Here is a 23,437-nt window from a genome sequence, read left to right as displayed (position 1 = left end):
AACGGTCCGTGGCGGGTTCCGGCCGGCCCGGCGACCGCGCCACCCGGGCGTCCCGCCCGGCCCCGATACGCCCCGCAAGCAACCATCAGGAGGGTGACGACATGTCCGCCAAGCTCACCGTGAGCGTCCTGGGCACCGGCATCATGGGCGCCGCGATGGCCCGCAACCTCGTCCGGGCCGGGCACAGCGTCCGGGTCTGGAACCGAACCCGCGCCAAGGCCGAGTCTCTGGCCGCCCACGGCGCGCACGTCGCCGGCACACCGGCCGAGGCCGTCGAGGGCGCCGACGCCGTCCTGACCATGCTGTACGACGGCCGCGCGGTCCTGGACGTGCTGCGTGAGGCCGCCCCCGCACTGCGCCCCGGCACCCTGTGGGCGCAGTCCACCACTGCCGGGACCGAGGCCATCGGCGAACTGGCCGCCTTCGCGCACGACCACGGCCTCGTCTTCTTCGACGCGCCCGTGCTGGGCACCCGCCAGCCCGCCGAGGCCGGCCGGCTGCTCGTCCTCGCCGCGGGGCCGAGCGAGCACCGCGACGCCGTGGCCCCGGTGTTCGACGCGGTCGGTTCCCGTACCGTGTGGACCGGCGAGGACGGCGCGGCCGGCAGTGCGACGCGGCTGAAGCTGGTCGCCAACAGCTGGGTCATCGCGGCCACCGCCGCGGCCGGCGAGGCCATGGCCCTGGCACAGGCGCTCGGTGTGGACCCGCAGAGCTTCTTCGACGCCATCGACGGCGGCCCGCTCGACATGCCGTACCTGCGCGTCAAGTCCGGGCTGATCCTCGACGGCCAGCTGTCCCCGGCCCAGTTCGCGGTGGACACGGCCGCCAAGGACGCCCGCCTCATCGTCGAGGCGGGCGCACGCGAGGGCGTGCGCCTGGACGTGGCCGCCGCGAGCGCGGAGCGTCTGGAGCGTGCCGCGGCGCAGGGTCACGGCGCTGAGGACATGGCCGCCGCCTACTTCGCCAGCTTCGGTCCCGACGGCCGTCCGTCCGCCTGAGAGCCGTGCGCCGGGGTTGCCGTCAAAGCTCGGCCGGTGCCGGGCGGCAGGGCGAGCGGCTCGTGTGTGCTTCCGCGCGGGTGACGGCGGCGGGCTGTCCGCCCGGGGAGCCGTCGCGGGATCTCAGGGCCCCGGGGTGTGCGCGGCGGGCGCGTGGGCGGCAGGCTCGTCCGCGTGCCGTGCCGGCGTGCCGCCCTCCGTGTGCCGGGTGCCGCGGCGCCCTCCCAGGAGTGTGGCGGTGACGGAGGCGCAGGCGACCGCGGCGATCCCGAGCCACTGCGCCCAGGCCAGCCGCTGCCCGAGGATCAGCAGGCCGAACAGGGCACCGGCGGCCGGCTCCAGGCTCGTCAGCACGCCGAAGACGCGCGGCGGGACACGGCGCAGTGCCTCCAGGTTGAGCGAGTACGGCAGCACACTGGAGGCCACCGCCACCACGGCGGCCACCCACAGCACATGCGGGTCCAGGAGCGCGGCGCCGGCCTGCGCGACACCGTACGGCGCGCTCAGCAGCGCGGCGCCCAGCACCGCGAGCGCCAGCCCCTGGCCGCCCCGCACGCGCCGGGCCATGCGGGCCGAGACGAGGATGTACCCGGCCCAGCAGCACGCCGCCACCGCGGCCAGAGCCAGCCCGGCCGGCGCCAGGGGAACGCCGCCCCCGCCCAGCAGGAGGACCCCGCCGGCCGCCACGCACGCGGGCAGCAGATCGACCGGTCGCCGGGAGCCCGCCAGCGCGATGACGAACGGGCCGAGGAACTCGATGGTGGCCACGGCCCCCAGCGGAAGGTGCCGCACCGCCTCGTAGAACGCGAGATGGTGTGCCGCCAGCAGGGCGCCCGCACCGGCCACGGTCCACCCGGCGCCGCGCACCGCGCTCAGGGTCCGCCGCCGGGGACGCCACACCGCGCACAGCAGGACACCCGCGATCAGCAGCCGGAGGAACACCACGCCCGCCGCGCCGACCTGGGGGTAGATCCGCGGTGCGAAGGCCGCGCCGAACTGGATGCCGCACACGCCGCCCAGCACCAGCCCGGGCGCGGGCACCCTGCCCAGGACCGCCGCGTACGTGTGCGCCGCACCGCGCCGGCGCGTGTGCGCCGCACCGCCCTGACGCATGTCAGCCGGCCGTCCGCAGCAGCAGCTTGCCCGTCGAGGTGCGCCCGCCCAGCAGCCGGTGCGCCCCGGCCGCGTCCGACAGCGGGAACTCGGCGGTCACCGGCAGGCGCACGGTGCCGTCGGTGACCGTACGGAAGGCACGCTCGGCGAGCGAGCGCAGGGCGTCGGGCGCCGTCCGGGCGAGACTCAGGACGGAGAAGCCCGCGACGGACCGGCCGTGCGGATACAGCTCGGGCTGCCCGACGTGCCACGGTTCCGCCCCGCTCGCGTTGCCGAAGGACACCAGCCGTCCGAAGACGGCCAGCGCGCCGAGGCCCTGGCGCAGCGTGTCGCCGCCGACCGGGTCGAGCACCAGGTCGACGCCCCTGCCGCCGGTGGCCCGGTGGACATCGGCGGCGAAGGTGCCGGTGGCGAACACCTCGTCGTAGCCGTGTTCCAGGGCGTGTGCCGCCTTGTCGGGCGAGGAGACCACGCCGTAGACGGCACCGGCGCCCGCCGCCCGGGCCAGCTGCCCGGCCGCCGTACCGACACCGCCGGCCGCGCCGTGCACGAGGACGGTCTCGCCCGCGCGCAGCCGCCCCACCTCGTGGAGCAGGGCGTGCGCCGTCGGCAGGACCGTGGGCAGCGCGGCGGCAGTGCGCGGGTCCAGGCCGTCCGGGAGCGGGAAGACGGTGGCGGCGCCGGCGGCCACCACCTCGGCGTAGGCACCGCTGTCGACGAGCGCGACGACGTCCTGCCCCGGACGCAGGCCCGTCACGCCCGCGCCGACGGCCCGGATCCGCCCGGAGACCTCCAGGCCGGGGCGGAAGGGCAGCCGGTCCACCCGGTACCCCTCGACACGCGCCTTGAGGTCCGCGAAGTTCACCCCTGTGTAGGTGGCGTCGATGGTCACCTGCCCCGGCCCCGGCTCGGGGACGTCGGCCTCGACGACCTTCAGCACCTCGGGACCGCCGTACTCGTGGAACTCGACCGCACGCATCAGCAGCACACGCCCTTCTGGAGTGTTCAACGGGAAGCGAACATTGATGACTGTAAGATGACGATCGAACACTCGGCAAGCGCCCGGCACACGTCGCGGTGTCCCGGCGAGGACGGACAGGGGGAGGGGCAGCCCATGCCGAAGCAGGCCGAGAGCGGCGGTCACCGAGCGGCGCCGGTCCACACGGACCCCGCGCGGGTCCCGGTCCTGACCGCGCTGTCCGCCCTCGCCGACCCCGTGCGCATCCAGTTGATCCGGGAACTGGCGTCCTGTGCCGACTGGACGCGCAGCTGCGGCAGTTTCGACGTGCCGGTCGGCAAGGCGGCGCTCAGCCACCACTTCTCCGTCCTGCGCGGTGCCGGACTGGTCGAGCAGCGGGACGAGGGCCCCCGGCGGGTCAACCGGCTGCGCCGCGCGGAGTTCGACGCGCGCTTCCCCGGCCTCCTCGACCTGCTCCTGCGCCCCGACGACGCCGCGGACTGACCGACCGCCTCGGCGAACCACGCGGCGGAGTCGGGCGGCTCGGGCGGTGAGCGACGAGATGCCGCGCTCAGGAGACGGCGGTGGCGTGCGGGTTGTGGTCGCGCACGGCTGCCGCGAGCGCCGCGTCATGGGCCCGGCCCCGGGCCTCCAGGCCCGCGGCGACTCCCTCGACGTCGGGCCGCGTCTGGTTCTGGCCCAGCTTGAACTTGGCCTCGATCCGGCTGATGACGAGCTCGACGCCGACGACCACCCGCAGCCGCGCCTCGACGAACTTCGCCGGCGCCCCGTTCGACGGACCGGGGACCGGCGGAGCCGGCCTCGTGCCGGTCGGTGAGCCGGCGCAGCTGCGCGGCCGGACGATGGCCATGGCCTCGCCCCGCACGGGCTCCCGCCACATGGTCGTCGGCGCGGGCCAGGTGCCCGGCGAGGGAGCCGTGCTCACCGGCGTCCGGGTCGTACGCGAAGGGCAGCGGTGTGGCCAGGAGGCCCCGCCCGGTCATGGTGACCAGGTCGGCCGCGCCCTGGCGGGCGAGCGGGTCACGGTCGGCGGCCTCGTCGGCCGTGAAGTGGTGCGGCAGGTACATGGTCGTCTCGGTCGGCCGGGACACGGCCCCCGCGTCGTGGCGGCGCCGCACGTCGTACAGGGGGAGTCGCGGGGAGCCGCTCACAGGGGGTTCTCGCGCCGCCAGGTGGGCACCTGGCCGGCATGTGCGTCCGGCGGGAAGACCGGAGGGAAGACGTGCTCGATCACGCCGTCGCGGACGACGAGCGTCAGCCGCCGGAACAGGCGTCTCCCGCCGGCCGTGAACGTGGGCAGGCGCAGCATGCCGGCCAGCCGGAGCCGCGGGTCGGAGAGCATGTCGAACGGCAGCCCGAGCCGCTCCACGACCTCGCCCCGGTAGCCGGAGTCCTGGCTGGACAGCCCGTACACCCGCCCGGCACCGGCGTCGAGCAGCTCCTGGAAGTGGTCGCGGAAGCCGCAGGACTTTGGGTGCAGCCGCGGGCCCCGGGGATGCTGTTCCAGCCCTCGGGCAGATCGGTGCCGGGGCGGCCGGTGAGCGGGCAGACGTGGAGCACCGTACGAAGGTGCCGCGGATCTCCCGGCCCGCCGTGGTGGGCAGGGAGATCCGCGGCACCCTCGTGCCCGGCAGATGGTCCGCGGCGCCGTCGTCCTTGGGGACGGGCAGCCCCGCGGGCAGCGACAGGTAGTGTTCCCCGCCCGGTGGTGCGGCCCCGCTGCCCCGGTGGTGCGGCCCCGCTGCCCCGGTGGGCGGCCGTGTCCAGCTGGGTGATCAGCGCCGCGCGGCGGGCGGTCAGCGCCTCGATGCGCCCGGTCGGTACGTCGATGGCCTCGCGGTAGCTCGCCAGCGAGGCCGGGCAGTCGTCGGCGTGTGCCCGCCCGGCCGCCGGGCACGGAAGGGCCCTGATCTTCATGCCGTTCACCTCGCCCCACGCTTGCCCTTGCCCCTGGGGGCAAGGGCAAGCGAGGCCCGGGAAGGCGCGGCGGCTCAGCGGGTCACCGCCGTTGCCGCAGTGCCGGGGTGTTCGGCGGTTCCCGGCCGGGCTGGGCCTGGTGCGTCTGGAGGCCGCGGTATGCGGCGCCGCCGTACGTCACCGGGTCGCCGCCCTGGCGGACGGTGCCGGCCGGCCATGCGCCGCCCGAGGGAGCTCGCGGCGCGTGGGGCCGAGGAGCAAGAGGCTGGTACGGGCCAGGGCGTGCGGACGAGTGGCGGCCCGACACCGTTTTCCGGCCTGCGCGCCCGCGGTATCGCCACACCGGCCCGATTGGTCTGTACCTACCCCGTGCCGATGGGGTACCGATGAGTGACCCGACACCGTCCACAGAGGGGACCACGGCCGATGCGCAGCACCACCGTCCTACCGGGGACCCCCGGCCTGCCGCCCCCGGCCGGGGAGGTACCCCTGCACCGGCTGGAGGTGGCCGGGCCGGCCGCCGTACCGTTCGCCGCCGGCACCTTCGAGGCGGTCGGCCCGCTGTCCCGCTGGGACCGGCCGCACCGGCACACCTTCTACGAGATCGTCCATGTGAGCGCCGGTTCCGGCACCCATGTCGTCGACCTCGCCCGCTGGCCGGTGCGGCCCCCGCACCTCGCGGTCGTCCTGCCCGGCCAGGTGCACCACTGGGAGGGCGGCCGGGGGCCGGAGGGGACGCTCGTGCTGTTCACCGACGACTTCCTGGTGGACCACCCCCGCGACCGCCAGATACTGCGCAGACTCGGCCGGCAGTGCTGGTTCGCCCTGGACGCCGAACACGACCGCTCCGTCGGGCGCCTGATGGCCGAACTCGTCACGGAACACCACCAGCGGGCCCCCGGACACGAGAGCGTTCTGCGCTCCCTGCTCCACGTGCTCCTCGTGCGCGCCGCCCGGCTTCCGGGCCGCGCCGGTGACGGCCGCGAACCGGAGGCCGGGGGGCGGCCGGCCGCCGTGGCCGAGGCGTTCACCCGGCTGCTGACCCGCCCCGAGGCGGCGGGGTGGTCCGTACGGGAGTGCGCCGGCCGGCTGGGCGTGACGCCCGGCTACCTCACGCAGGCGGTGCGGACCGCCACCGGCCGCCCGCCCGGACGGCTGCTGATCGAGGCGCGCGCGTACCAGGCGCAACGGCTGCTCGCCCACACCCAGTTGTCGGTACGGCAGGTCGCCGCCCGCACCGGCTTCGCCGACCCCGCCTACTTCAGCCGGTTCTTCCGGCGGGAGACCGGCAGCAGCCCCGGCGACTTCCGAAAACACCACAGCCGCCCTCACCAGTCCCTCGAAGCCCCGCCGGCGCGCGCCTAGGTTCGTTGCCGATCCGACCCCCACAGGAGGAGCAGCCATGGACGGAGCACGGACGGACGGAGCAGGCACGGACGGAGCGCACAGGGACGACGTGGGTGCGAACGACCCGGGCACGGCGGACGGGACGCCTTCTCCCCGGCTCGTCGGCCGCAAGACGGTGCTGCGCGCGGCGCTCGCGGCCACCGCGGCGATCCCCGTCGCCCTGATGGGCGGCCCGGCCCTCGCCCGTACCCTGACCGCGGGCGGCACGGCGCCCGGCCTCACCCCGCCGTGCGACGACGGCGACGACCCCACCCCGGAGCAGACAGAGGGCCCCTACTTCAAGCCCCGCTCGCCGGAGCGCACCAGCCTCCTGGAACCGGGCATGCCGGGAACGCCCCTCACCGTGACGGGCTACGTCTTCGGCCGGGCCTGCCGCCCCCTGACCGGTGTCCTGCTGGACTTCTGGCAGGCCGACACCAACGGCGCGTACGACAACACCGGGTTCCGGCTGAGAGGGCACCAGTACACCGACTCCCGGGGCTCGTTCGCGCTCACCACGATCGTGCCGGGGCTCTACCCGGGCCGCACCCGGCACCTCCACGTCAAGGTGCAGGCACCGGGCCGGCCGATCCTGACCACGCAGCTGTACTTCCCGAACGAGCCGCGCAACAGCACCGACACGATCTTCGACGCGCGGCTGCTGATGACCGTGCGGGACGCGGGCGGCGGCCGGGAGGAGGCCTTCGACTTCGTCCTCGACGTCCCGCAGGACCCCGGCCCGGGCCCCACCCCGACGGACCCCCCGCCGCCGGGCGGCACCTGGGCCGTGGGCGCCACCTACCGGGCGGGGGACCAGGTCACCTACGCGGGCCGCGCCTACAGCTGCCTCCAGCCGCACACGGCCCAGCCCGGCTGGGAGCCCCCTGCGGTCCCGGCACTGTGGCGGGCCGCCTGACCGGGCGGGGCGCGGCGGCCCGTGACGGCCGCCGCGCCGTCCCGCCCGGCAGACCGGGCGGGACGGGGTGTCAGGGGGCCGGGGGAGGCGGGAGGAGCCGGCGGGCGGTCAGGGCAAGGACGGTCTCGACCAGATCGGCGGGGCGGGACAGCGAACGGCCGGTCAGCTGCTCGTAGCGGCGCAGGCGGTTCAGGACGGTGTTGCGGTGGCAGTACAGCCGGCGGCTCGCCCGCTGCGCGGAACCCTCACAGGCCAGCCAGGTGGCCACCGTGTCCAGCAGCACGCCGGCGTCGGCCGGTTCCAGCCGCGCGAGCGGACCGAACGCGCGCTCGGCCAGTAAGGCGGCGAGGTCCGGACAGGACACGACGAGCGCCTCGGGCAGGTGACCGGTCAGCCGTACCGTGCCACCCGTGCCGGGGCACAGCCGCAGGGCGGTGTCCGCCAGCCGGCGCGCCTCGCCGACGGCGGCCAGTCCGTCCACGGCCGGACCGATCCCGACGCGCAGTCCGTCCGCCGGTGCGGCCGGTACGGCGGCGAGGCCGTCCCCTGCCGGGGGGAGGCCGTCCCCGGCCGCGACGATGCCGTAGTCCGTCTCCGGGCCGGAGTGCCAGTGCACCCGCACCCGCCGGGGCAGCAGGGCGCGCACGGCGTCGGCGGACCGTGCGCCCGCGACCGCCACGACGGTGTACCGGCCCCGCTCGGGCAGCCCGAGGGCCTGCGCCGTCTCGGGCAGGTCGGCGATGCGGCCGGTGCCGTCGAGCAGGGCGGCGGCCAGCAGCCGCACCCGGTTCTCCCGCCGCCGGGCGAGCTGCCGTTCGGTCTGCCGGTAGGCGTCCGCCACCAGCGTGCAGTGCTCGTCGACGAAGTCCCACACGTCGCCCGCCACATGCACCAGGAGCCGTACGTCCTCGGGAGCGGTACGGGAGGTCACGTCGAGGAGTTCCTCCCACACCAGGGCACCGCCCAGGCGGTAGGCGTGCAGCACCGCGTCCAGGGGGACGCCCTGCTCGGCGCGGGTGACACCGATGCGCCAGGAGCAGTGGCGCGCCGTCTCGCGGGTGCCGCGCGGATCGAGCAGGCAGGCGACGCTGTGCCGCAGCGAGCGGTGCACCTCCTGCCAGGTGCCGGGCCGGTCGCCGTCCAGCGCGGCCCGGTACGCCGGCTGCCGCTCCCGCAGGGCGGCGACGAGCCGGTCGGTGAGGCCGGGCAGGCCGTCCAGCAGCGTGCGGGCGGCACGGTGCAGCACCCGCAGGGCCTCGGCGTCGATCAGCGACCGGGAGCGCGGCGCGCGCGACCGGGGTGCGGGCTGGGGCCCCGGCCGGGGCACGGGCCGTGGCCGTGGCCGTACGGCAGGGTGCATCGCGGTTCTCCCCAGGGGCGGCTGACTCGTCCTGCTCGAAGAATGGCATACCGCCTGGTCGGTCCCTAGGGGTGTGCAGCGCACTTTTCCGTCCGCTCCACCAGGCGTGCCAGCTCCATCCGGGAACGGACGCCGAGAGCGGAGAAGACGTTGCGCAGGTGGTAGTCGACGGTGCGGGTGCTGACCGACAGGCTCAGGGCCACCTCCCGGTTGGTGAGGCCCTGGGCGACGCCGCGGGCGATGCGCAACTGCTGCGGGGTCAGCCGGGCCAGCGCGTCCGGCCGGGTGCCACCGCCCCGGGACACCGTTTCGCCCGCCGCCGCGGCTCCGCCCGCCCCGGCCACCCCGTTCGCCCGGAGTTCCGCCGCCGCCTGCTGCGCCCACGGGCGGGCGCCGCACCGCTCGAAACCGAGCTGGGCCGCTCGCAGTTGGGCACGCGCCTCACGCAGCCGGCGGCGTCTGCGCAACCACTTGCCGTAGAGCAGCTCCGTACGGGCCCGTTCGAAGTCACCACCGGTGACCTCCTCGTGCCGGCGCAACGCCTGCCGGTACAGCGGGTCGGCGGTCTCGGGCGGAGCCAGCAAGGCACGGCAGCGCAGCAGTTGGGCGGGGGCCTGAGGGTCCGCGTCGCACGCCGCCCAGCGCGCGAAGTCCTCGACCGCGTCCCGGGCCCGGTCCGGCTGCCCGGCGAGCGCGCACGCCTCCACATAGCACGGTACGGCGAGCATCCAGACGGCGAAGTGACCGCGCCCCGGGCCGGGCCGGACCAACGGGCCGAGCCGTTCGGCGGCCTCGCGGGGCCGGCCGTGACCCAGATCGGCGCGGGCGGTCGCCCACTGGGCCAGGGCGGCGGCCTGGGCCAGTCCGTGCCGGCGGGCGACGGCCAGCGCGGCCGTCACCTGCTCGGCGACGGTGTGCGCCTCGCCCTCGATCGACGCCGCCAGGGCCAGCACGGCGTGCAGGTGGGCGGCCGTGTTGCGCTGTCCGGTGCGGTACGCGGTGCGCAGGCCCTCCTCGGCGCGCGTACGGGCCAGCGCGTGCCGCCCGGCGCGGAGTTCGCCGTAGGCCAGGTACTCCAGGGCGCGCGCCTCGTGCACGGCGGACCGGTTCGTACGGGCCACCGCGAGCGCCCGCGCGCCGGCCCGCCGGGCGGCGGCGGTGTCCCCGAGCAGCAGTGCCGCCGCGGCCGCCCGCAGGAACCGCTCCGGATCGTCCGCCGGGCGGAGGAGGGCGGAGGGGGTGTCCGCCGCCCACGCGTGGTGCATGACCCGCCGCAACGGGGCGGCGGCCTGGTCGAAGCGGCCCAGCAGGACCGCCCGCAGGCCCGCGCGGTGGTCGCACAGGACGGCGGCCGGCGTGACGGCGACGTCGGCCGGCCGGACGAGGAGGCAAGGACCGGTGGGTGGGCGGGGGATCGCGGGTGACGGAGCCGCGGAGCGGGGACCGGTGGGTGCGAGGGGGGCATCGGACGCCGGAGTCGCGGCGCGGGAGCGCGCGGGCGGGAGCGGAAGTCCGGCCGGCGGATGCGCCCGGCCCGGGTGGGGCGGTTGTCCACCGCCGCACGTGCCGGACGAGGGGTCGGCGAGGGCCGGGCCTTCCGCCAGCGCTCGCAGGCATGCCGCGAGGTCACCCGCCGACCAGGCGGCGTCCGCGGCGCCCAGGACGGCCTCGGCGGATCGCTCGGGGTCGTGGGGGGCGGACAACGCCGCGGCGAGCAGCAGGGTCTCCCGGGCGTCGTCCACCGGGCCGTCCCAGCGCAGTACCGTCCCGCGCAGCAGCTCGGCACGCGCGTGCAGCGCCGGAGGCGCCGGGCGACCGCGGACGGTGTCGAGCAGCCGCAGCGCGCGGGCGGACTGCCCGGCCAGCACGGCGTGTTCGGCGGCGGCCGTGTACCACCGGACCTGCCGGGTGCCGTCCGGTGCGAGTTCGGCGGCGCGGGTGTGGGCGGTGCAGCGCAGCGCGGGCGGGGCTGACGGGGCCGGGTCGGACGCGGCGGCCGCCAGGTCGGCGGCGAGTGAGGGGGCGGGGGCGGTGACGGCCCACGATCGGTGCAGCAATGCCGGCAGGCCGCGCCCGTCGGGCAGCGCACGGGCCAGGGCGTCATGGGCGGCACGGCGCCGTCCGGCCGGCGCGGTCGCGTACACCGTGCGGCACAGCAGCCCACTGCGGAAGCCGAGCCGTCCGTCGGCGGCGACGAGCGACTCGGGCAACGGGACGGGACACGGAACACGCCCGCCCTCGTCGGCGCCGGGCTCCTGGGGGTGGGACGAGGGGCGGAGCGCCGGCCGGCCGCCGACATCGAACGACGCGAACGGCTCGTACGGCTCGTACGGTGGGAGGGGAACCGGCACACGCCCGCTCGCGTCGGTGGAGCGTGGCCCCGGCTGGGGGCCGGGCCATGGCGGACCTCCGGAGAGTCCCGCGGCCGCGCGGCGTACGACGTCGGCCTCGACGGATGGTTCACCGCAGACCTGTACGGCTGCCGCGGTCACCAGGAGCAGCTCCCACTGCCCCGGGAGCAGTCCGGCGAGGTGTCGACCGGCCAGCGCGGTCAGCGTCCCGGCGTCGGCAAGGGGACGCGGCAGGGGCGTGAGGCCGCGCAGCTGAGCCGGGGTCAGGCGGTGGAGGAGGCGCAGCAGGAGGGCGGGATTGCCCTCCGCCGCGGCCGAGATCTCGTCCCGTACCGCAGGGTCCAGCACGCCCTGGGCGGCGTCGTCCAGCAGGGACGCGGCGTCCGGCGGGGCGAGGGGGTCCAGGCGCAGCAGCGGCAGACCGGCGAACTCCGGGTCCACGGGCCGGTGCCCGGCGACGCTGAGCAGCAGGGCCACCCGGCCGCCCGCGGCGGGGCGGGCGGTGAGCCGGCCGAGAGCGGCCCGGGAGAGGGGGTCCCACAGATGCGCGTCGTCGACGCACAGGAGTACGGTCCGGGGCCCGGCCGTTGCCTCCAGGGCGCCGATGATCTCCCGCTCCGGGCGGGCGGCGCACACGGTGCCGGCCGGCACCCCGGCCGCGCGGCACAACGCGCGCAACCCGGCCAGCGGTCGGCGGAACCGCGCCGGGCCGGCGGGTACGGTCACGACCGGCCCGGCGGTGAACGCGCGGGCGGCCCAGCCGAGGAAGGCCGACCGGCCGCTGCCGGGCTCGCCGGTCACGACGCACGCTCCGTCGCCGCGCAACCGGTCCCACAGCGCGGCCGTCGCGTGCCGTTGCGGACCCGGGCGGTACCGCGGGGTGGCGAGGCCTGGGGGCGTCTGTCCGGTCATTCCCGCGACCTTACTCACGCGTAAGGATGGGTGGAAGCCGTCCGTCCGGACCGCCCGGCCGGCCCGGAATCGCCGCCACCTGCGCTTTTACGGGAAGTCGAAGCGGGTCGCCTTGGGACGCGGCACAACGCCGGTGCCCCCGTACGGTGCACCGGCACAACGGGTGCGCCCGCGGATCGGCGAGCAGGCGCGGGCGGGCGCCGGCCGGAGGGCGCCGCCGTCGGGCTCGGGCCGGCGGTGCCACTGCGGGCGCTGTGCGGGACGGCCGGACCGGCGGTCCCACCGGTCTTGCGCGGGCGAGCCGCAGTGGATCGCCGCGGTGGGTTCGGCGGCACCTCTTGACGTGCCTGGTCCAGACTTTTAAGTTCCGGACCTACGAGCCATCCAAGAATGCGCTCAATGTTCAGCATGCTGAACGCATGACCGTCATGATCCACCCACCGCCGTACCCGGGAGGTTCACCCCACATGACCCGTTCCAGGCTCCTCGCGACGATGACCGTCGCGGGCCTCGTCGGCACACTGGCAGCGCTCGGCAACGGCAGCGCGAGCGCCGCGGATCCGCATGTCGCGCCCGGCGGCAACTTCGACCTGTCCGTCTGGCAGCTCCAGGAACCGGTCGGCTCCCCGGGATCGCCGACCACCATCCCCTCCTCCCGGCTCCAGGGGGCCGACGGCTACCAGGACGCGTACTTCTACACCGACACGCGCGACGGTGCGATGACCTTCTGGGCACCGGAGAAGGGGGTCACGACTCCGAACTCCCACTACGCCCGTTCCGAACTGCGCGAGATGAACCGCGACGGCAGCGCCGCCGACTGGTCACTGAGCGGCTCCCACCGGATGAGCGCCACACTCCGCGTGGTGTCCGTGACGTCCAACGTCTGCGTGGGCCAGATCCACCTCGGCACCGGAGGCTCCTCCACCAAGCCGCTGGCCGAGCTGTACTACCACGCCGGCGGCGACATCGTCCTCGGCACCGAGGACTCCCCGTCCGGCGGCCAGACACCGCACACCGTGGGGCACGTGGCGACCGGCAAGACCTGGACCTACACGATCGCCGTCACCGGCGGCAACACCATCGACCTGACCGTCAACGGCAGCACCACCCACTACGCCATCCCGTCCTCCTTCAAGCCGTACAAGCAGTACTTCAAGGCCGGCTCGTACAACCAGTCGTCCTCGGACAGCACCACGAAGGGAGCACGGGTCGCCTTCTACGGGCTGACGGTCTCCCACGGCTGACCGGCCGGGCGGCGCGGTTCAGGGCGCGGCCGGCCGCTGCTCGCCGCCTCCCGCCGCGGACGCCGTCCCGGGATGCCCGGCTGCGGCTGCCGCGCCGTGACCGGTGCCGCCGGCGGAGGGGCGCCGTACGACGAGGTCGGCCACCTCGTACGACATCTCGGTCGTCCCCGGTTCGGGCGGCGGGTGGTAACGCCCGCCGCAGACCGAGAGGTTGACGATGAGGTAGGCGTACCAGTGGTGTCCCACGCCCCGTCCGTCCGAGAAGACCTGCGCGCCGTTCAGCCACCAGACCACGGAACGGGGCCCGAACTCGGTGCGCAGCTCGATCCAGGCGCCGGGGAAGACGGCCCCGTCCCGGAGGTAACGGTTGGCGCCGTGCACGTGGTTGGTGAGTTCCAGCAGGTCCGGGTTGTCCGGGTGGTACTCGAAGACATCGATCTCCTGGTCGCCGTCCCGCCACGTCCAGATGGCCGGCCAGGCGCCGATCTCCTCCGGCAGCCGTACGCGGGCCTCCAGTACGTCCCCCGGCCGGACGGTGAACCCCTCCTCACTGCCCTCGGTGGTGAGCAGGCCCGTGTTCCATCTCCCGTCCGGCCGGCGGCCGGCCCGGAAGACGCCCGAGCGGCTGTAGTCGGCGTAGGGCACCAGGTAGTCCAGTTTGTCGTCGCCCGGATTGACCGGGCCTCCTCCCGGATAGGCCCACGAGCGGCCCGCGACCCACTGCGCCGCCGAGGTGAAGTCCGCCCGGAACACTACGTCGTACACGGCCGGGCGGCGCGGCGCCGGAAATTGGCCGCCCAGTGCAGGTTCGTCCATGTCCGATATCTCACCGACGGCGGGCCGGTCATGCGCCCGGGCCCCGAGCCGGCCGCGAGATTGGCCCTTACGGGTGAACGGCACGGTCGCGCGCGCCCCGTCGGCGGACGCCGCCGCGCGGGAGGCGACAGCCCGTCCGCAGCCCCCCGGCGGGCGGTCCGCGTGCTCAGGGCAGAATCGAGTCGACGTACCCGCCGTCGACGCGCAGCGCTCCGCCGGTCGTGGCCGACGCCTGTTCCGAGCTGAGGTACACCACCATGTGGGCGATCTCCTCCGGCTCGATCAGCCGCTGGATCAGGGACTGCGGGCGGTGCTCGCGCATGAACGTACGCTGCGCCTCGTCCCAGGGCACGTCCCGGTCGACGAGTTCGTACACGAAGTCCTCGACGCCCCCGGTGTGCGTGGGCCCGGCGATGACGGAGTTGACCGTCACCCCCGTGCCCGCCGCCTTCTTGGCGAACCCACGGCTCACCGCCAGCAGCGCGGTCTTCGACATCCCGTAGTGGATCATCTCCGCGGGGATCGCGACCGCCGAGTCACTGGCGACGTACTGGACGCGCCCCCAGCCGCGCTCGGTCATACCGGGCAGGTACAGCCGGGTCAGCCGTACGGCGGCCAGCACGTTCACCTCGAAGTAGCGCCGCCACTCCGCGTCGCTGATCTCCAGCGGGTCGGCCGTGCCGAAGATCCCCAGGTTGTTGACGAGGATGTCCACCCGCGGCAGCAACTCCGCCACCCGGGCCGCGCCCTCCTCGCCGGACACGTCGGCGGCCACCGGCACCAGCTGTGCGCCGGGCGCCTGGCCGGCCAGCGACTCGACGCTGTCGGCCACCCGCCGCTCGTCGCGGCCGTTGACGCCCACGCGGGCGCCGGCCCGGGCGAGAGCGAGGGCGATGGCCGCGCCGATGCCCTGCGTGGAGCCGGTGACCAGGGCGGTGCGTCCTGTCAGGTCGATGTGCATGGGCGGACGGGTTCCCTGCGTACGCGCGTGCATGCCACGGTCCGCCGAGTGCGGCGCTCGCGGCGCGCCGGGGAGCGGCAGGGGCACGAGCGTGATCGGCCGTCCGGGCCCGGCGCCTCGTGCGGGGACATTCGTCCGGGCCCGGCGCTTCGTGCGCTGACGTTCGTCCGGTCTGGCTGCGTGCGGTGACGTCCGTCCGGATCTGGCTTCGTGCGGTGATGTCCGTCCGGGTCGGGCGCTTCGTGCGGTGATGTCCGTCCCGGTCGGGCTTCGTGCGGGGACATTCGGCCGACCCGGCTTCCTGCGGGACCCGGCCGACTTCGGCCCCGGGCCGACCCCGGTCCGGCAGATCCCAGTTCGGGTCGATCCCAGTTCGGGCCGACCCCAATGCGGGCCGATCCCAGTCCGGGCCGACCTCGGCCCCGGCCGACCTGGACCGGGCCGTGGACCGGGCCGACCTCGGTCCCGGCCGTGGTGCGGAGGGGGGCGTGGCCGCCCTGGACCGCCCCGGCCGGCCCCGGCTTACCGAGGGGACATCCGGCCGACTCCGGCCTGCCCCGCCGCCCCCACCGGCCGCCCCCGCCCCGGCCGGCCCGAGGTCGGCTCGATCCCCGCCGTGGTGCGAAGGGAGCGTGCCCCGGCCCGGCCGACCCCGGTCCGGCCCGCTCCGGTCCCGCCGGCCGCCCTCGCCCCGGCCGGCCCGAGGTCGGCTCGATCCCGGCCGTGGTGCGGAGGGGGCACGGCCCCGGCTCGGCGACGGCCCGGCCCCGGCGTGGAGACGCGGGCGGCCTGGAACCGGCGCCGCCCCAGCGTGGAGACGTGGCCCCGGTCTGGAGCCGGCGCCGCCCCGGCCGGGCGGCGGCGCGGCCCTCGCGTGCTCAGTCCTCGACGTCGATCCGGTACGCGAGAGCGGTGACCTGGAGGTCGCCCTGGTCCACCCACTGCGGGAACGCGAGCGTCTTGTGGCTGCTCGCGGCCGGCGGGGTCACCTGGAGGTACGCGGCACGGACGGCGTCCGGGGTGCCGGTGTTGGCATGGGTCCAGGAGATGACCGCCTCGGCGCTCCCGCCCTTGCGGAGGGTCAGGGTGGACTTGGCGGGGCTCTTCGCGTACCAGGTGTCGCCCCAGTGGGTGGTCGACCGAAGCGTCCGGTGAGCGGCGTTCTCCAGGCCGAGGCCCGGGTAGCCCCGCAGCAGGCAGGTGCGGGCACCGGTGTTCGTCAGCTTGACGACCACGCCCTGGTGGTTCATGCCGCCGGCCAGCTGCTTGCCGAACGAGGCGCTCAGATGGGATACGGCGCAGGTGGGCGCCGCGGTCGCCGTTCCCGTCCCGGCGGCCCGCGCGGCGCCCGTGCCGGCGATGCCCAGTCCGGCGGCGGTGGTCACGGCGAGTATCGCCCGGCCGAGGTGCCTGCGGCCTCCGGACCGGGCGGCCGCCGCGGCGCGGGAGGTGTGACTCCGGTGCTGCCGAGTCGTCATGAGTCGGTTACTCCTTCGTTGTCGGCTTCGGGGTCTGCCTTCCCCCGGTGAGATGCCGTACGTCCCGGGAATGTTCGCGAACGCCGATCCGACCGAAAGGATCCGGCCGCGCCCGCGACCCGGTTTCGCAGGGGGCCGGCGCCACGGCGCGTCTCCCCGGGCTCCGGACCCCACGGTCCGCCCCAGACATGACACGATCGCTACTCGCAAGTACCAACGTGTCCCCAGGAGGGCGTCGCCGTGACCCGCGTATTCACCGTGTCCCGCAGTATCTTCATCGACGTCCCGCCGGAGACGGTCTACGAGGCGGTGTGCCGCCCCGCCGACATGGGCCGGTGGAGCCCGGAGAACCAGGGCACGGTGAGCGGCGTGCCGGGCGAACGGGCCACCGTGGGAACGACGTTCGAGGGACGCAACAAGCGGGGGACGTTCCGCTGGGTCACCCGGTGCACGGTGACGGCGGCCGATCCCGGCCGCCGCTTCGCCTTCCGCGTCCACGCGATCGGTGTCAGGCGCCCGCGTCTGCGGGGTCCCATCGCCACCTGGGAGTACACCTTCGCGCCGGAGGACACCGGCTGCCGCGTGACGGAGACCTGGACGGACGACCGGCGTGCTTGGCCCGCCCCCGTCGCCCGGATCTTCGACCGGATCGCCACCGGGGGGAAGACGTTCGCCGACTTCCAGACGGGCAACATCGACAGGACCCTGCGCAACCTGAAACGGGACATGGAGGCTGCCCACCGGGTCTGAGTGCCGCGCTCCCGTCCGGGCGGGTGCGTGTCACATACGGGTGACCACGGCCCGCCTCATGCACACGACGCAGGAGAAGGAAGCTCCGCCGAAGAGAATGAAGGACAAGCTCCGCAGCGCCGGCCCGCAAGGGCCCGCCGCCTCCGCCGAAGCAGTGGAAGCCCGCCCGAGCGGCTCGCCGGCGGGAGCAACGGCACGGCTACGCTCGCCGCATGACTCCTCCCCGGCGGAAACTCCTGACACTGCCTGCCCTCTTCCGGATCGAGCACGTCTGCGGTGGCGCGCGGCTCGCCGATGACGACTGGTACGCGGTCGTACGCGCTCCCGAGGGCCTGACCGTCGTGCGGGAGGTCACTGCCGACGCCGACGCCTCCGGCCAAGAGGAGCACTGGTCCGGCCTGTACGGCGACGACCCCCACGGCCTCGACCTGCCGGGCATGCTGGCCGCCGTGGTCGGGCCGCTGGGCGCGGCGGGGATCCCGGTGTTCGTGACCTCCACCTACCACTCCGACCTCGTCCTCGTCCCCACCGGCAGGTACGACGACGCGGCCGACGCCCTGCGCTCCGCGGGCCACGAGGTCGTCCCGGCGGCCTGACACCCTGCCGACGACCTGGACGGGGGCGAGGGGAGGCGCCGACGGTGGCCCGTGGCCCTCGGGGCGGGCGTGTCGGCGCCTGTGTCGCGTGGGACGGTCAGAGGGCGGGGCCGGGGTCGCCGGGGCGGACGCGGCCGCGCCAGGCGCCGGACTCCGTGCCGCGTTCCTCGATGTACTGCTTGAACCGCTGCATGTCGCCCTTGACCCGCCGGTCGATCGTGCCGATCATGTCCGCGACCTTCTCCGCGGCTCCGCTGGGCTCGACCTCCATCACCAGCTCGACCTTGGTGTGGGAGTCGTCGAGGCGCTCGAAGCGGACCGTGCCCTTCTGCCGGGTGTCGCCGGTCGTGGTGCGCCAGGTGATGCGCTCGTCGGCCAGCTGGTCGACGATCTCGGTGTCGAACTCCCGGCGTACTCCGGCGACCTTCGTGGTCCAGTGATTGTGCTTGGCGTCCAGCTGGGTGACCTCCTCGACGCCTTCCATGAAGTTCGGGAACTCCTCGAACTGCGTCCACTGGTTGTAGGCGGTGTGGACGGGGACGTCGACTTCCACCGCTTCCTTGACCGTGCTCATCTGTGCGCCTCCGTGGTCTGGTTCGACTGCCGGACGGCCCGTCGGCCCGCGCAGCGGACCCGGGCCGGGGCCGGTCGGGTACCCGGGAAGGCGGCGGTCATGAGCGATACGGATCCAGCCACCGCCCCTGTATTCCGGCCACCGCCGTGACGTGGTGTTTTACAGTGTCTGGCACCAGTTCCGGCAACAGGACCTGTGAGGTACACGCGAACATGCCGACCGAGACATTCGAGTTCCAGGTAGAGGCCCGTCAGCTGCTCCAGCTGATGATCCACTCGGTCTACTCGAACAAAGACGTCTTCCTGCGCGAACTCGTCTCCAACGCCTCCGACGCGCTGGACAAGCTGCGTCTGGAGAAGCTCAGGGACGACTCCCTGGACGCCGACGTGTCCGACCCGCACATCGAGATCGACGTCGACAAGGACGCCCGCACCCTCACCGTGCGGGACAACGGCATCGGGATGTCGTACGAGGAGGTCGGGCAGCTCATCGGCACGATCGCCAACTCGGGCACCGCCGAGTTCCTGAAGGAACTGCGGGAGGCGCAGGACGGGGGCGGCACCGAGGGGCTCATCGGCCAGTTCGGCGTCGGGTTCTACTCCGGCTTCATGGTGGCGGACGAGGTCACGCTGGTGACCCGGCGCGCCGGCGAGGACCGGGGCACCCGCTGGACGTCACGCGGCGAGGGCACGTACACCCTGGAGGCGGTCGACGACGCGCCGCAGGGCACCTCGGTCACGCTCCACCTCAAGCCGGCCGACCCGGAGAACCAGCTCCACGACTACACCTCCCCGTGGAAGATCAAGGAGATCATCCAGCGCTACTCGGACTTCATCACCTGGCCGATCCGGATGGTGCCCGAGGCGCCCGCCACGGCCGACGCGAACGATGAGGCACCCGAGCCCGAGACGCTCAACAGCATGAAGGCGCTGTGGGCCCGCTCGCGCGAGGAGGTGTCCGAGGACGAGTACCACGAGCTGTACAAGCACATCGCCCACGACTGGCGCGACCCGCTGGAGACCATCCGGCTCCAGGCCGAGGGCACCTTCGAGTACCAGGCGCTGCTGTTCCTTCCCGCGCACGCCCCCCACGACCTGTTCACGCGGGACGCCAAGCGGGGCGTGCAGCTGTACGTCAAGCGCGTGTTCATCATGGACGACTGCGAGGCGCTGCTGCCGCCGTACCTGCGCTTCGTCAAGGGCGTCGTGGACGCGGCGGACCTGTCACTGAACGTGTCCCGCGAGATCCTCCAGCAGGACCGCCACATCGAGATGATGCGGCGGCGGCTGACCAAGAAGGTCCTGTCCACGGTCAAGGACATGATGGCCAAGGACCAGGACCGCTACGCCACGTTCTGGCGGGAGTTCGGTACGGCGCTGAAGGAGGGCCTGGTCACCGACGCGGAGAACCGCGACGCCCTCCTCGCCGTCGCGTCGTTCGCGAGCACGCACCACGACACCGAGCCGACCACCCTCAAGCAGTACGTGGAGCGGATGCGGGACGGCCAGGACGACATCTACTACCTGACCGGCGAGTCCCGGCAGAGCATCGAGAACTCCCCGCACATGGAGGCGTTCCGGGAACGCGGCATCGAGGTGCTGCTGCTCACCGATGCCGTCGACGAGGTGTGGGCCGACGCCGTCGGCGAGTACGAGGGCAAGAAGCTGCGCTCCGTCGCCAAGGGCCGCATCGACCTCGACGCCGAGGACGACGGCACCGCCGACGGCGAGCGGGAGAAGCAGAGCGAGGAGTACGCCGGGCTGCTCGGCTGGATGAAGGAGCAGCTGGACGAGGACATCAAGGAGGTGCGCCTGTCCTCCCGGCTGACCGTGTCCCCGGCCTGCGTGGTCTCCGACGCGCACGACCTGACCCCGGCCCTGGAGAACATGTACCGCGCGATGGGCCAGGAGGTGCCCCGCGCCAAGCGCATCCTGGAGCTCAACCCGGACCACCAGCTGGTCAAGGGCCTCAACCAGGCATACAAGGAGCGCGAGGACCGTGCGGAACTGGCCGAGACCGCCGAGCTCCTGCACGGCCTCGCGGTCCTCGCCGAGGGGGGCCAGCCGACGGAACCGGCCCGCTTCGTCAAGCTGATGGCGGACCGCCTGGAACGCGCCCTGTAGCCCGGCGCGCCGGGCGCCGGCGGTCTGTTCCTCCGGACAGGAGGAGCGGACCGCCGAAGCCCGGGTCCCGCCGGTTCGCAGATGGCCCGGGGGGTCGGGCAGCGGGGTCCGGTGACGCGCGGGCCGGGTGGGGGCGGCGGTCAGGTGGCGCGACGGTCAGGTGTGCCGGGCGTGCAGCGGGTCGTCGGCGGTCTCGTCCGGACGTTTCCGGTGCGGCCGGTCCGCGCGCCGGTCGCGCCGCCAGTCGAACAGCGCGAGCGCCAGCGCGGCCATCATGCCGGCGAGGGCGCAGCACAGCGCGGTGACGACGGCGCCGCGGTAGTCGCCGCTGCCGCCGAGCACCAGGTAGAACAGGCCGGGCAGAGCGGCGGTCCCCAGCGCGGCGCCCAGGCGCTGCCCGGTCTGGAGGGCGCCGCCCGCCGCGCCCGCCATGCGCACGGGCACGTCCCGCAGGGTCATGGTGATGTTGGGGGAGACGACGAAGCCGCTGCCGATGCCGCCGAGGAACAGGACCGGGGCGGCGATCCACGGCGCGCTGTGCAGGGGCGCGAGACGCAGCAGCAGCGCCGTGCCCCCGAAGCCGGCGATCACACCCGTGAGGCCGCACACGGTGAGCAGGCGGCCGAACCGCTCCACCAGCCGGCCGGCGACCACGGCGGCGCTGGCCGAGCCGACGGCGAAGGGGGTGACGGCGAGACCGGACAGGAGCGGGGAGAAACCGAGGCCCCGCTGATAGAACAGGGCGAAGACCAGCCAGACACCACTGAAGCCGACGAAGTACAGGGTGCCGATGCCGGCGCCCACCGCGTAGCCGCGCACGGTGCTGAACAGGCGCGGGTCGAGCAGCGGCTGGGTGCCCCGGGCCACGAGACGGTGCTGCCACCGGGCGAAGCCGAAGAGGATCGCGGCGCCCACGGGGAACAGCCACCACAGGCGGTGGACGCCTCCGGAGTCCGCCTGGACCAGCGGGTACATCAGCGCGAGGACACCCAGACCGAGGAGCAGGATGCCGGGCACGTCCAGGTGCCCCCGTCCCGAGCGCCGGGTGCGGGGCAGCAGGCGGCGGCCGAGGAGGACGGCGAGGATGCCGATGGGGACGTTGACGTAGAAGATCCACCGCCAGCCCTGCTCGCCGGAGGCGAGGGCGAGGATGGTGCCGCCGGTTATCGGGCCGGCGGCGGAGGATATGCCGACGGTGGCGCCGAAGAAACCGAAGGCCCGGCCGCGTTCGGCGCCGCGGAACATCTGCTGGATGAGCGCGGAGTTCTGGGGAGCCATGAACCCGGCGGCCAGGCCCTGGGCGAGGCGGGCGGCCACGAGCAGCGTGATGTCGGGGGCGGCTCCGCAGCCCGCGCTGAAGAGGACGAAGCCGCAGAGGGCCAGCAGGAAGATACGGCGCCGGTCCAGCGCGTCGCCGAGGCGGCCGGCGGTGACGAGGGCGAGGGCGAAGGTCAGGGCGTACCCGGACACCACCCACTGCACTTGGGCGGGCGAGGCGTGCAGATCGCGCTGGACGGTGGGCAGGGCGACCGCCACGATCGTCACGTCGAGCAGGCTCATGAAGCCGGCCACCAGAGTGACCCACAGGGCACGCCACCGCTGCGGATCCGGCTCGTACCCGCTCTCCCGAGCGTCCGGGCCGCGACCGCCTGCCGCTGACGTCGACGCTGTCACCGGACTCCTCCCACCGGCTCGACACCCCGGCGAACCAGGTTCCCGTCCACCCGCCGCCTAACCGGCGGCACCGTCGCACGACTCGACGGCGGGAGACACGCGCGGGAGTCGGCCGTGACGACCCGCCGGCCGGGGCCGGTGGTCACCGGACCGGGGACGGCGGCCCCTGGGGCGGCTCCTCGGCGGGGACGCGGACGGCGAGTGCCGCGATGTCGTCCTGGAGACGGTTGCCGCTGTGGACCAGCAGGTCGCCGTGGAGCCGTTCCAGGAGTTCCCGTGGCGGCAGGGCGGCCCAGGAACGCAGGCGCGGCAGCAGGGGATAGAACGCCCCGGCCGCGTCCCGTGTCTCCGTGATGCCGTCCGTGTACAGCAGCAGCTGGTCGCCGGGCCGCAGGGCGTACGCGTCGACGTGGTACGGCTCCCCGACCAGCACACCGAGGTTCAGCGGCGGCGCCGACCGGCCCCGGTCCAGCTCCTCCACCTCGCCGGACCGGAAGAGTACCGGCGGCGGATGGCCGCAGTTGACGACGCGGACCACGGGGGAGTCGGCGGGGATCTCGGCGAAGACGGCGGTGACGAACCGTTCGCCCACCTCACCGCCGCCCAGCTGCGTCGCCCTGCGGTCCATGCTCGTCTCCACCCGGTCGGCCAGGGAGGGAAGGGCGGGTTCGTCGTGCGCCGCCTCGCGGAACGCGCCCAGCAGGGCCGCGGCGGTCTCGACCGCGAGCAGCCCCTTGCCGCGCACGTCACCGATGAGCAGCCGGACTCCGTACCGGGTGCGGAGCGCCTCGTACAGATCACCGCCGATGCGGGCCTCCGCGGCGGCGGACACGTAGAGACTCTCCAGCACGAGACCGTCGATCCGCTGTGCGACCGGTCGGAGCAGGACGCGCTGGGCGATCTCGGCCACCGACCGTACGTCGGCCAGCGTGCGTTCACGGCGGATGCGGTGCGCGGCCAGGATCGTGCCGAGGACGCCCACCACGGCGGTGCAGACGTAGTCGGCCACATAGTGACGGTCCCACAGGTAGCCGACGGGCCGGCCGGCACAGCACGGGGTACCGGCCAGCACGCCCTCCAGGACGACGGCTGACACCGTGACGACGCCGACGACGACGGGACCGTGGGCGAAAGCGGCCACCAGAGCCACACCGACCAGCAGGAAACTCACCGGCCAGTCCACCGGGGTGACGGGCTCCAGCAGCAGGACGACCGCGACGTACAGGGCCGGAAGCCACCGCAGCCACGTCGGCGGTGCCGGCACCCCCGCCCGCGTACCGGTGCCGCCC

20 protein-coding genes and 2 pseudogenes are annotated in these 23,437 nt (G+C 74.7%); 8 read left to right on the top strand and 14 right to left on the bottom strand.

Translation table 11 applies throughout. The features are described 5' to 3' along the window. Positions 1-101: 101 nt before the first annotated feature. Positions 102-998: an NAD(P)-dependent oxidoreductase gene (locus tag ABZ117_RS28925; RefSeq protein ID WP_356824760.1), complete on the top strand. Its 897-nt coding sequence runs from the start codon at positions 102-104 to the stop codon at positions 996-998. 123 nt (positions 999-1,121) lie between these two features. On the opposite strand, the gene ABZ117_RS28920 is transcribed toward ABZ117_RS28925, so the two are convergent. Continuing rightward, positions 1,122-2,111, bottom strand: coding sequence for an EamA family transporter (locus ABZ117_RS28920; RefSeq protein WP_356824758.1), 990 nt, complete (start codon positions 2,109-2,111; stop codon positions 1,122-1,124). A gap of 1 nt (position 2,112) precedes the next feature. Next, positions 2,113-3,090, bottom strand: coding sequence for a zinc-binding dehydrogenase (locus ABZ117_RS28915; protein ID WP_356824831.1), 978 nt, complete (start codon positions 3,088-3,090; stop codon positions 2,113-2,115). Positions 3,091-3,225: 135 nt separating this feature from the next. Here ABZ117_RS28915 and ABZ117_RS28910 point away from each other — a divergent pair, with 135 nt between their 5' ends. After that, positions 3,226-3,573, top strand: a complete 348-nt coding sequence (locus ABZ117_RS28910) for a transcriptional regulator (RefSeq protein WP_356824756.1) — start codon at positions 3,226-3,228, stop codon at positions 3,571-3,573. A 67-nt stretch (positions 3,574-3,640) separates the two neighbouring features. Here the strand turns inward: ABZ117_RS28910 and ABZ117_RS28905 are convergent, their stop codons facing one another. The 4 genes and pseudogenes from ABZ117_RS28905 to ABZ117_RS28890 form a co-directional block, all read right to left on the bottom strand. Continuing rightward, positions 3,641-4,015 (bottom strand): hypothetical protein, encoded by a 375-nt coding sequence (locus ABZ117_RS28905; protein ID WP_356824837.1) that lies wholly within the window; start codon positions 4,013-4,015, stop codon positions 3,641-3,643. Position 4,016: 1 nt separating this feature from the next. Next, positions 4,017-4,157 (bottom strand): annotated as a pseudogene (locus ABZ117_RS28900) (FMN-binding negative transcriptional regulator); the annotation flags it as partial. 80 nt (positions 4,158-4,237) lie between these two features. Further along, a complete protein-coding gene (locus ABZ117_RS28895) occupies positions 4,238-4,504 on the bottom strand; it encodes a hypothetical protein (RefSeq protein ID WP_356824754.1) in 267 nt (88 codons plus the stop codon). A gap of 585 nt (positions 4,505-5,089) precedes the next feature. After that, positions 5,090-5,239: pseudogene (locus tag ABZ117_RS28890) on the bottom strand (carbohydrate-binding protein); the annotation flags it as partial. A gap of 194 nt (positions 5,240-5,433) precedes the next feature. Here ABZ117_RS28890 and ABZ117_RS28885 point away from each other — a divergent pair. Both ABZ117_RS28885 and ABZ117_RS28880 read left to right on the top strand, forming a co-directional pair. Next, complete coding sequence (locus tag ABZ117_RS28885; protein ID WP_356824752.1) at positions 5,434-6,372, top strand: AraC family transcriptional regulator; 939 nt, start codon at positions 5,434-5,436, stop codon at positions 6,370-6,372. Between the two features lie 37 nt (positions 6,373-6,409). After that, on the top strand, positions 6,410-7,309 hold the full coding sequence (locus ABZ117_RS28880) for a carbohydrate-binding protein (protein WP_356824750.1): 900 nt from the start codon (positions 6,410-6,412) through the stop codon (positions 7,307-7,309). 70 nt (positions 7,310-7,379) lie between these two features. On the opposite strand, the gene ABZ117_RS28875 is transcribed toward ABZ117_RS28880, so the two are convergent. Both ABZ117_RS28875 and ABZ117_RS28870 read right to left on the bottom strand, forming a co-directional pair. Continuing rightward, positions 7,380-8,669 (bottom strand): helix-turn-helix domain-containing protein, encoded by a 1,290-nt coding sequence (locus ABZ117_RS28875; RefSeq protein ID WP_356824748.1) that lies wholly within the window; start codon positions 8,667-8,669, stop codon positions 7,380-7,382. 65 nt (positions 8,670-8,734) lie between these two features. Next, positions 8,735-11,932 carry a LuxR C-terminal-related transcriptional regulator gene (locus tag ABZ117_RS28870; RefSeq protein ID WP_356824746.1) on the bottom strand — a complete coding sequence of 1,066 codons (3,198 nt, stop codon included), beginning with the start codon at positions 11,930-11,932 and terminating at the stop codon, positions 8,735-8,737. Between the two features lie 467 nt (positions 11,933-12,399). Between ABZ117_RS28870 and ABZ117_RS28865 the strand changes: the two genes are divergently transcribed. Next, complete coding sequence (locus ABZ117_RS28865; protein ID WP_356824744.1) at positions 12,400-13,176, top strand: polysaccharide lyase family 7 protein; 777 nt, start codon at positions 12,400-12,402, stop codon at positions 13,174-13,176. 18 nt (positions 13,177-13,194) lie between these two features. Here the strand turns inward: ABZ117_RS28865 and ABZ117_RS28860 are convergent, their stop codons facing one another. The 3 genes from ABZ117_RS28860 to ABZ117_RS28850 all read right to left on the bottom strand — a co-directional run bounded on the left by ABZ117_RS28860 (position 13,195) and on the right by ABZ117_RS28850 (position 16,431). Beyond that, the gene (locus tag ABZ117_RS28860; protein WP_356824742.1) at positions 13,195-13,992 is read right to left on the bottom strand and encodes a beta-glucanase; all 798 of its coding nucleotides are present in this window, start codon (positions 13,990-13,992) and stop codon (positions 13,195-13,197) included. A 166-nt stretch (positions 13,993-14,158) separates the two neighbouring features. Further along, positions 14,159-14,953: an SDR family oxidoreductase gene (locus ABZ117_RS28855; protein ID WP_356824740.1), complete on the bottom strand. Its 795-nt coding sequence runs from the start codon at positions 14,951-14,953 to the stop codon at positions 14,159-14,161. Between the two features lie 878 nt (positions 14,954-15,831). After that, the gene (locus ABZ117_RS28850; RefSeq protein ID WP_356824738.1) at positions 15,832-16,431 is read right to left on the bottom strand and encodes a DUF4232 domain-containing protein; all 600 of its coding nucleotides are present in this window, start codon (positions 16,429-16,431) and stop codon (positions 15,832-15,834) included. 240 nt (positions 16,432-16,671) lie between these two features. On the opposite strand from ABZ117_RS28850, the gene ABZ117_RS28845 reads away from it, so the two are divergent. Beyond that, complete coding sequence (locus tag ABZ117_RS28845; protein ID WP_356824736.1) at positions 16,672-17,181, top strand: SRPBCC family protein; 510 nt, start codon at positions 16,672-16,674, stop codon at positions 17,179-17,181. A 212-nt stretch (positions 17,182-17,393) separates the two neighbouring features. Further along, positions 17,394-17,777 (top strand): ACT domain-containing protein, encoded by a 384-nt coding sequence (locus ABZ117_RS28840; protein ID WP_356824734.1) that lies wholly within the window; start codon positions 17,394-17,396, stop codon positions 17,775-17,777. 97 nt (positions 17,778-17,874) lie between these two features. Here ABZ117_RS28840 and ABZ117_RS28835 read toward each other — a convergent pair whose 3' ends face one another. After that, entirely contained in the window at positions 17,875-18,351 is a 477-nt protein-coding gene (locus ABZ117_RS28835) for an SRPBCC family protein (RefSeq protein WP_356824732.1), read from the bottom strand. Positions 18,352-18,563: 212 nt separating this feature from the next. On the opposite strand from ABZ117_RS28835, the gene htpG reads away from it, so the two are divergent. Further along, positions 18,564-20,474, top strand: coding sequence for a molecular chaperone HtpG (htpG, locus tag ABZ117_RS28830; RefSeq protein ID WP_356824730.1), 1,911 nt, complete (start codon positions 18,564-18,566; stop codon positions 20,472-20,474). 156 nt (positions 20,475-20,630) lie between these two features. Here htpG and ABZ117_RS28825 read toward each other — a convergent pair whose 3' ends face one another. Together ABZ117_RS28825 and ABZ117_RS28820 are read right to left on the bottom strand one after the other, a co-directional pair. After that, on the bottom strand, positions 20,631-22,148 hold the full coding sequence (locus ABZ117_RS28825) for an MFS transporter (protein WP_356824728.1): 1,518 nt from the start codon (positions 22,146-22,148) through the stop codon (positions 20,631-20,633). A 142-nt stretch (positions 22,149-22,290) separates the two neighbouring features. Then, on the bottom strand, positions 22,291-23,412 hold the full coding sequence (locus ABZ117_RS28820; protein ID WP_356824727.1) for a PP2C family protein-serine/threonine phosphatase: 1,122 nt from the start codon (positions 23,410-23,412) through the stop codon (positions 22,291-22,293). Between the last annotated feature and the right edge of the window lie 25 nt (positions 23,413-23,437).

The organism is Streptomyces sp. NPDC006309 (assembly GCF_040613095.1).
Lineage (GTDB): Bacteria > Actinomycetota > Actinomycetes > Streptomycetales > Streptomycetaceae > Streptomyces.
This window is presented reverse-complemented; position numbering and strand designations above follow the sequence as displayed.

Excerpts from the sequence above, each read along its gene's own strand:
- ABZ117_RS28870 (WP_356824746.1), bottom strand. The coding sequence starts at position 11,932 with ATGACCGGACAGACGCCCCCAGGCCTCGCCACCCCGCGGTACCGCCCG.
- ABZ117_RS28925 (WP_356824760.1), top strand. The coding sequence starts at position 102 with ATGTCCGCCAAGCTCACCGTGAGCGTCCTGGGCACCGGCATCATGGGC.
- ABZ117_RS28875 (WP_356824748.1), bottom strand. The coding sequence starts at position 8,669 with ATGCACCCTGCCGTACGGCCACGGCCACGGCCCGTGCCCCGGCCGGGG.
- ABZ117_RS28915 (WP_356824831.1), bottom strand. The coding sequence starts at position 3,090 with ATGCGTGCGGTCGAGTTCCACGAGTACGGCGGTCCCGAGGTGCTGAAG.
- ABZ117_RS28920 (WP_356824758.1), bottom strand. The coding sequence starts at position 2,111 with ATGCGTCAGGGCGGTGCGGCGCACACGCGCCGGCGCGGTGCGGCGCAC.
- ABZ117_RS28840 (WP_356824734.1), top strand. The coding sequence starts at position 17,394 with ATGACTCCTCCCCGGCGGAAACTCCTGACACTGCCTGCCCTCTTCCGG.
- ABZ117_RS28910 (WP_356824756.1), top strand. The coding sequence starts at position 3,226 with ATGCCGAAGCAGGCCGAGAGCGGCGGTCACCGAGCGGCGCCGGTCCAC.
- ABZ117_RS28855 (WP_356824740.1), bottom strand. The coding sequence starts at position 14,953 with ATGCACATCGACCTGACAGGACGCACCGCCCTGGTCACCGGCTCCACG.
- ABZ117_RS28860 (WP_356824742.1), bottom strand. The coding sequence starts at position 13,992 with ATGGACGAACCTGCACTGGGCGGCCAATTTCCGGCGCCGCGCCGCCCG.
- htpG (WP_356824730.1), top strand. The coding sequence starts at position 18,564 with ATGCCGACCGAGACATTCGAGTTCCAGGTAGAGGCCCGTCAGCTGCTC.
- ABZ117_RS28885 (WP_356824752.1), top strand. The coding sequence starts at position 5,434 with ATGCGCAGCACCACCGTCCTACCGGGGACCCCCGGCCTGCCGCCCCCG.
- ABZ117_RS28850 (WP_356824738.1), bottom strand. The coding sequence starts at position 16,431 with ATGACGACTCGGCAGCACCGGAGTCACACCTCCCGCGCCGCGGCGGCC.
- ABZ117_RS28880 (WP_356824750.1), top strand. The coding sequence starts at position 6,410 with ATGGACGGAGCACGGACGGACGGAGCAGGCACGGACGGAGCGCACAGG.
- ABZ117_RS28835 (WP_356824732.1), bottom strand. The coding sequence starts at position 18,351 with ATGAGCACGGTCAAGGAAGCGGTGGAAGTCGACGTCCCCGTCCACACC.
- ABZ117_RS28865 (WP_356824744.1), top strand. The coding sequence starts at position 12,400 with ATGACCCGTTCCAGGCTCCTCGCGACGATGACCGTCGCGGGCCTCGTC.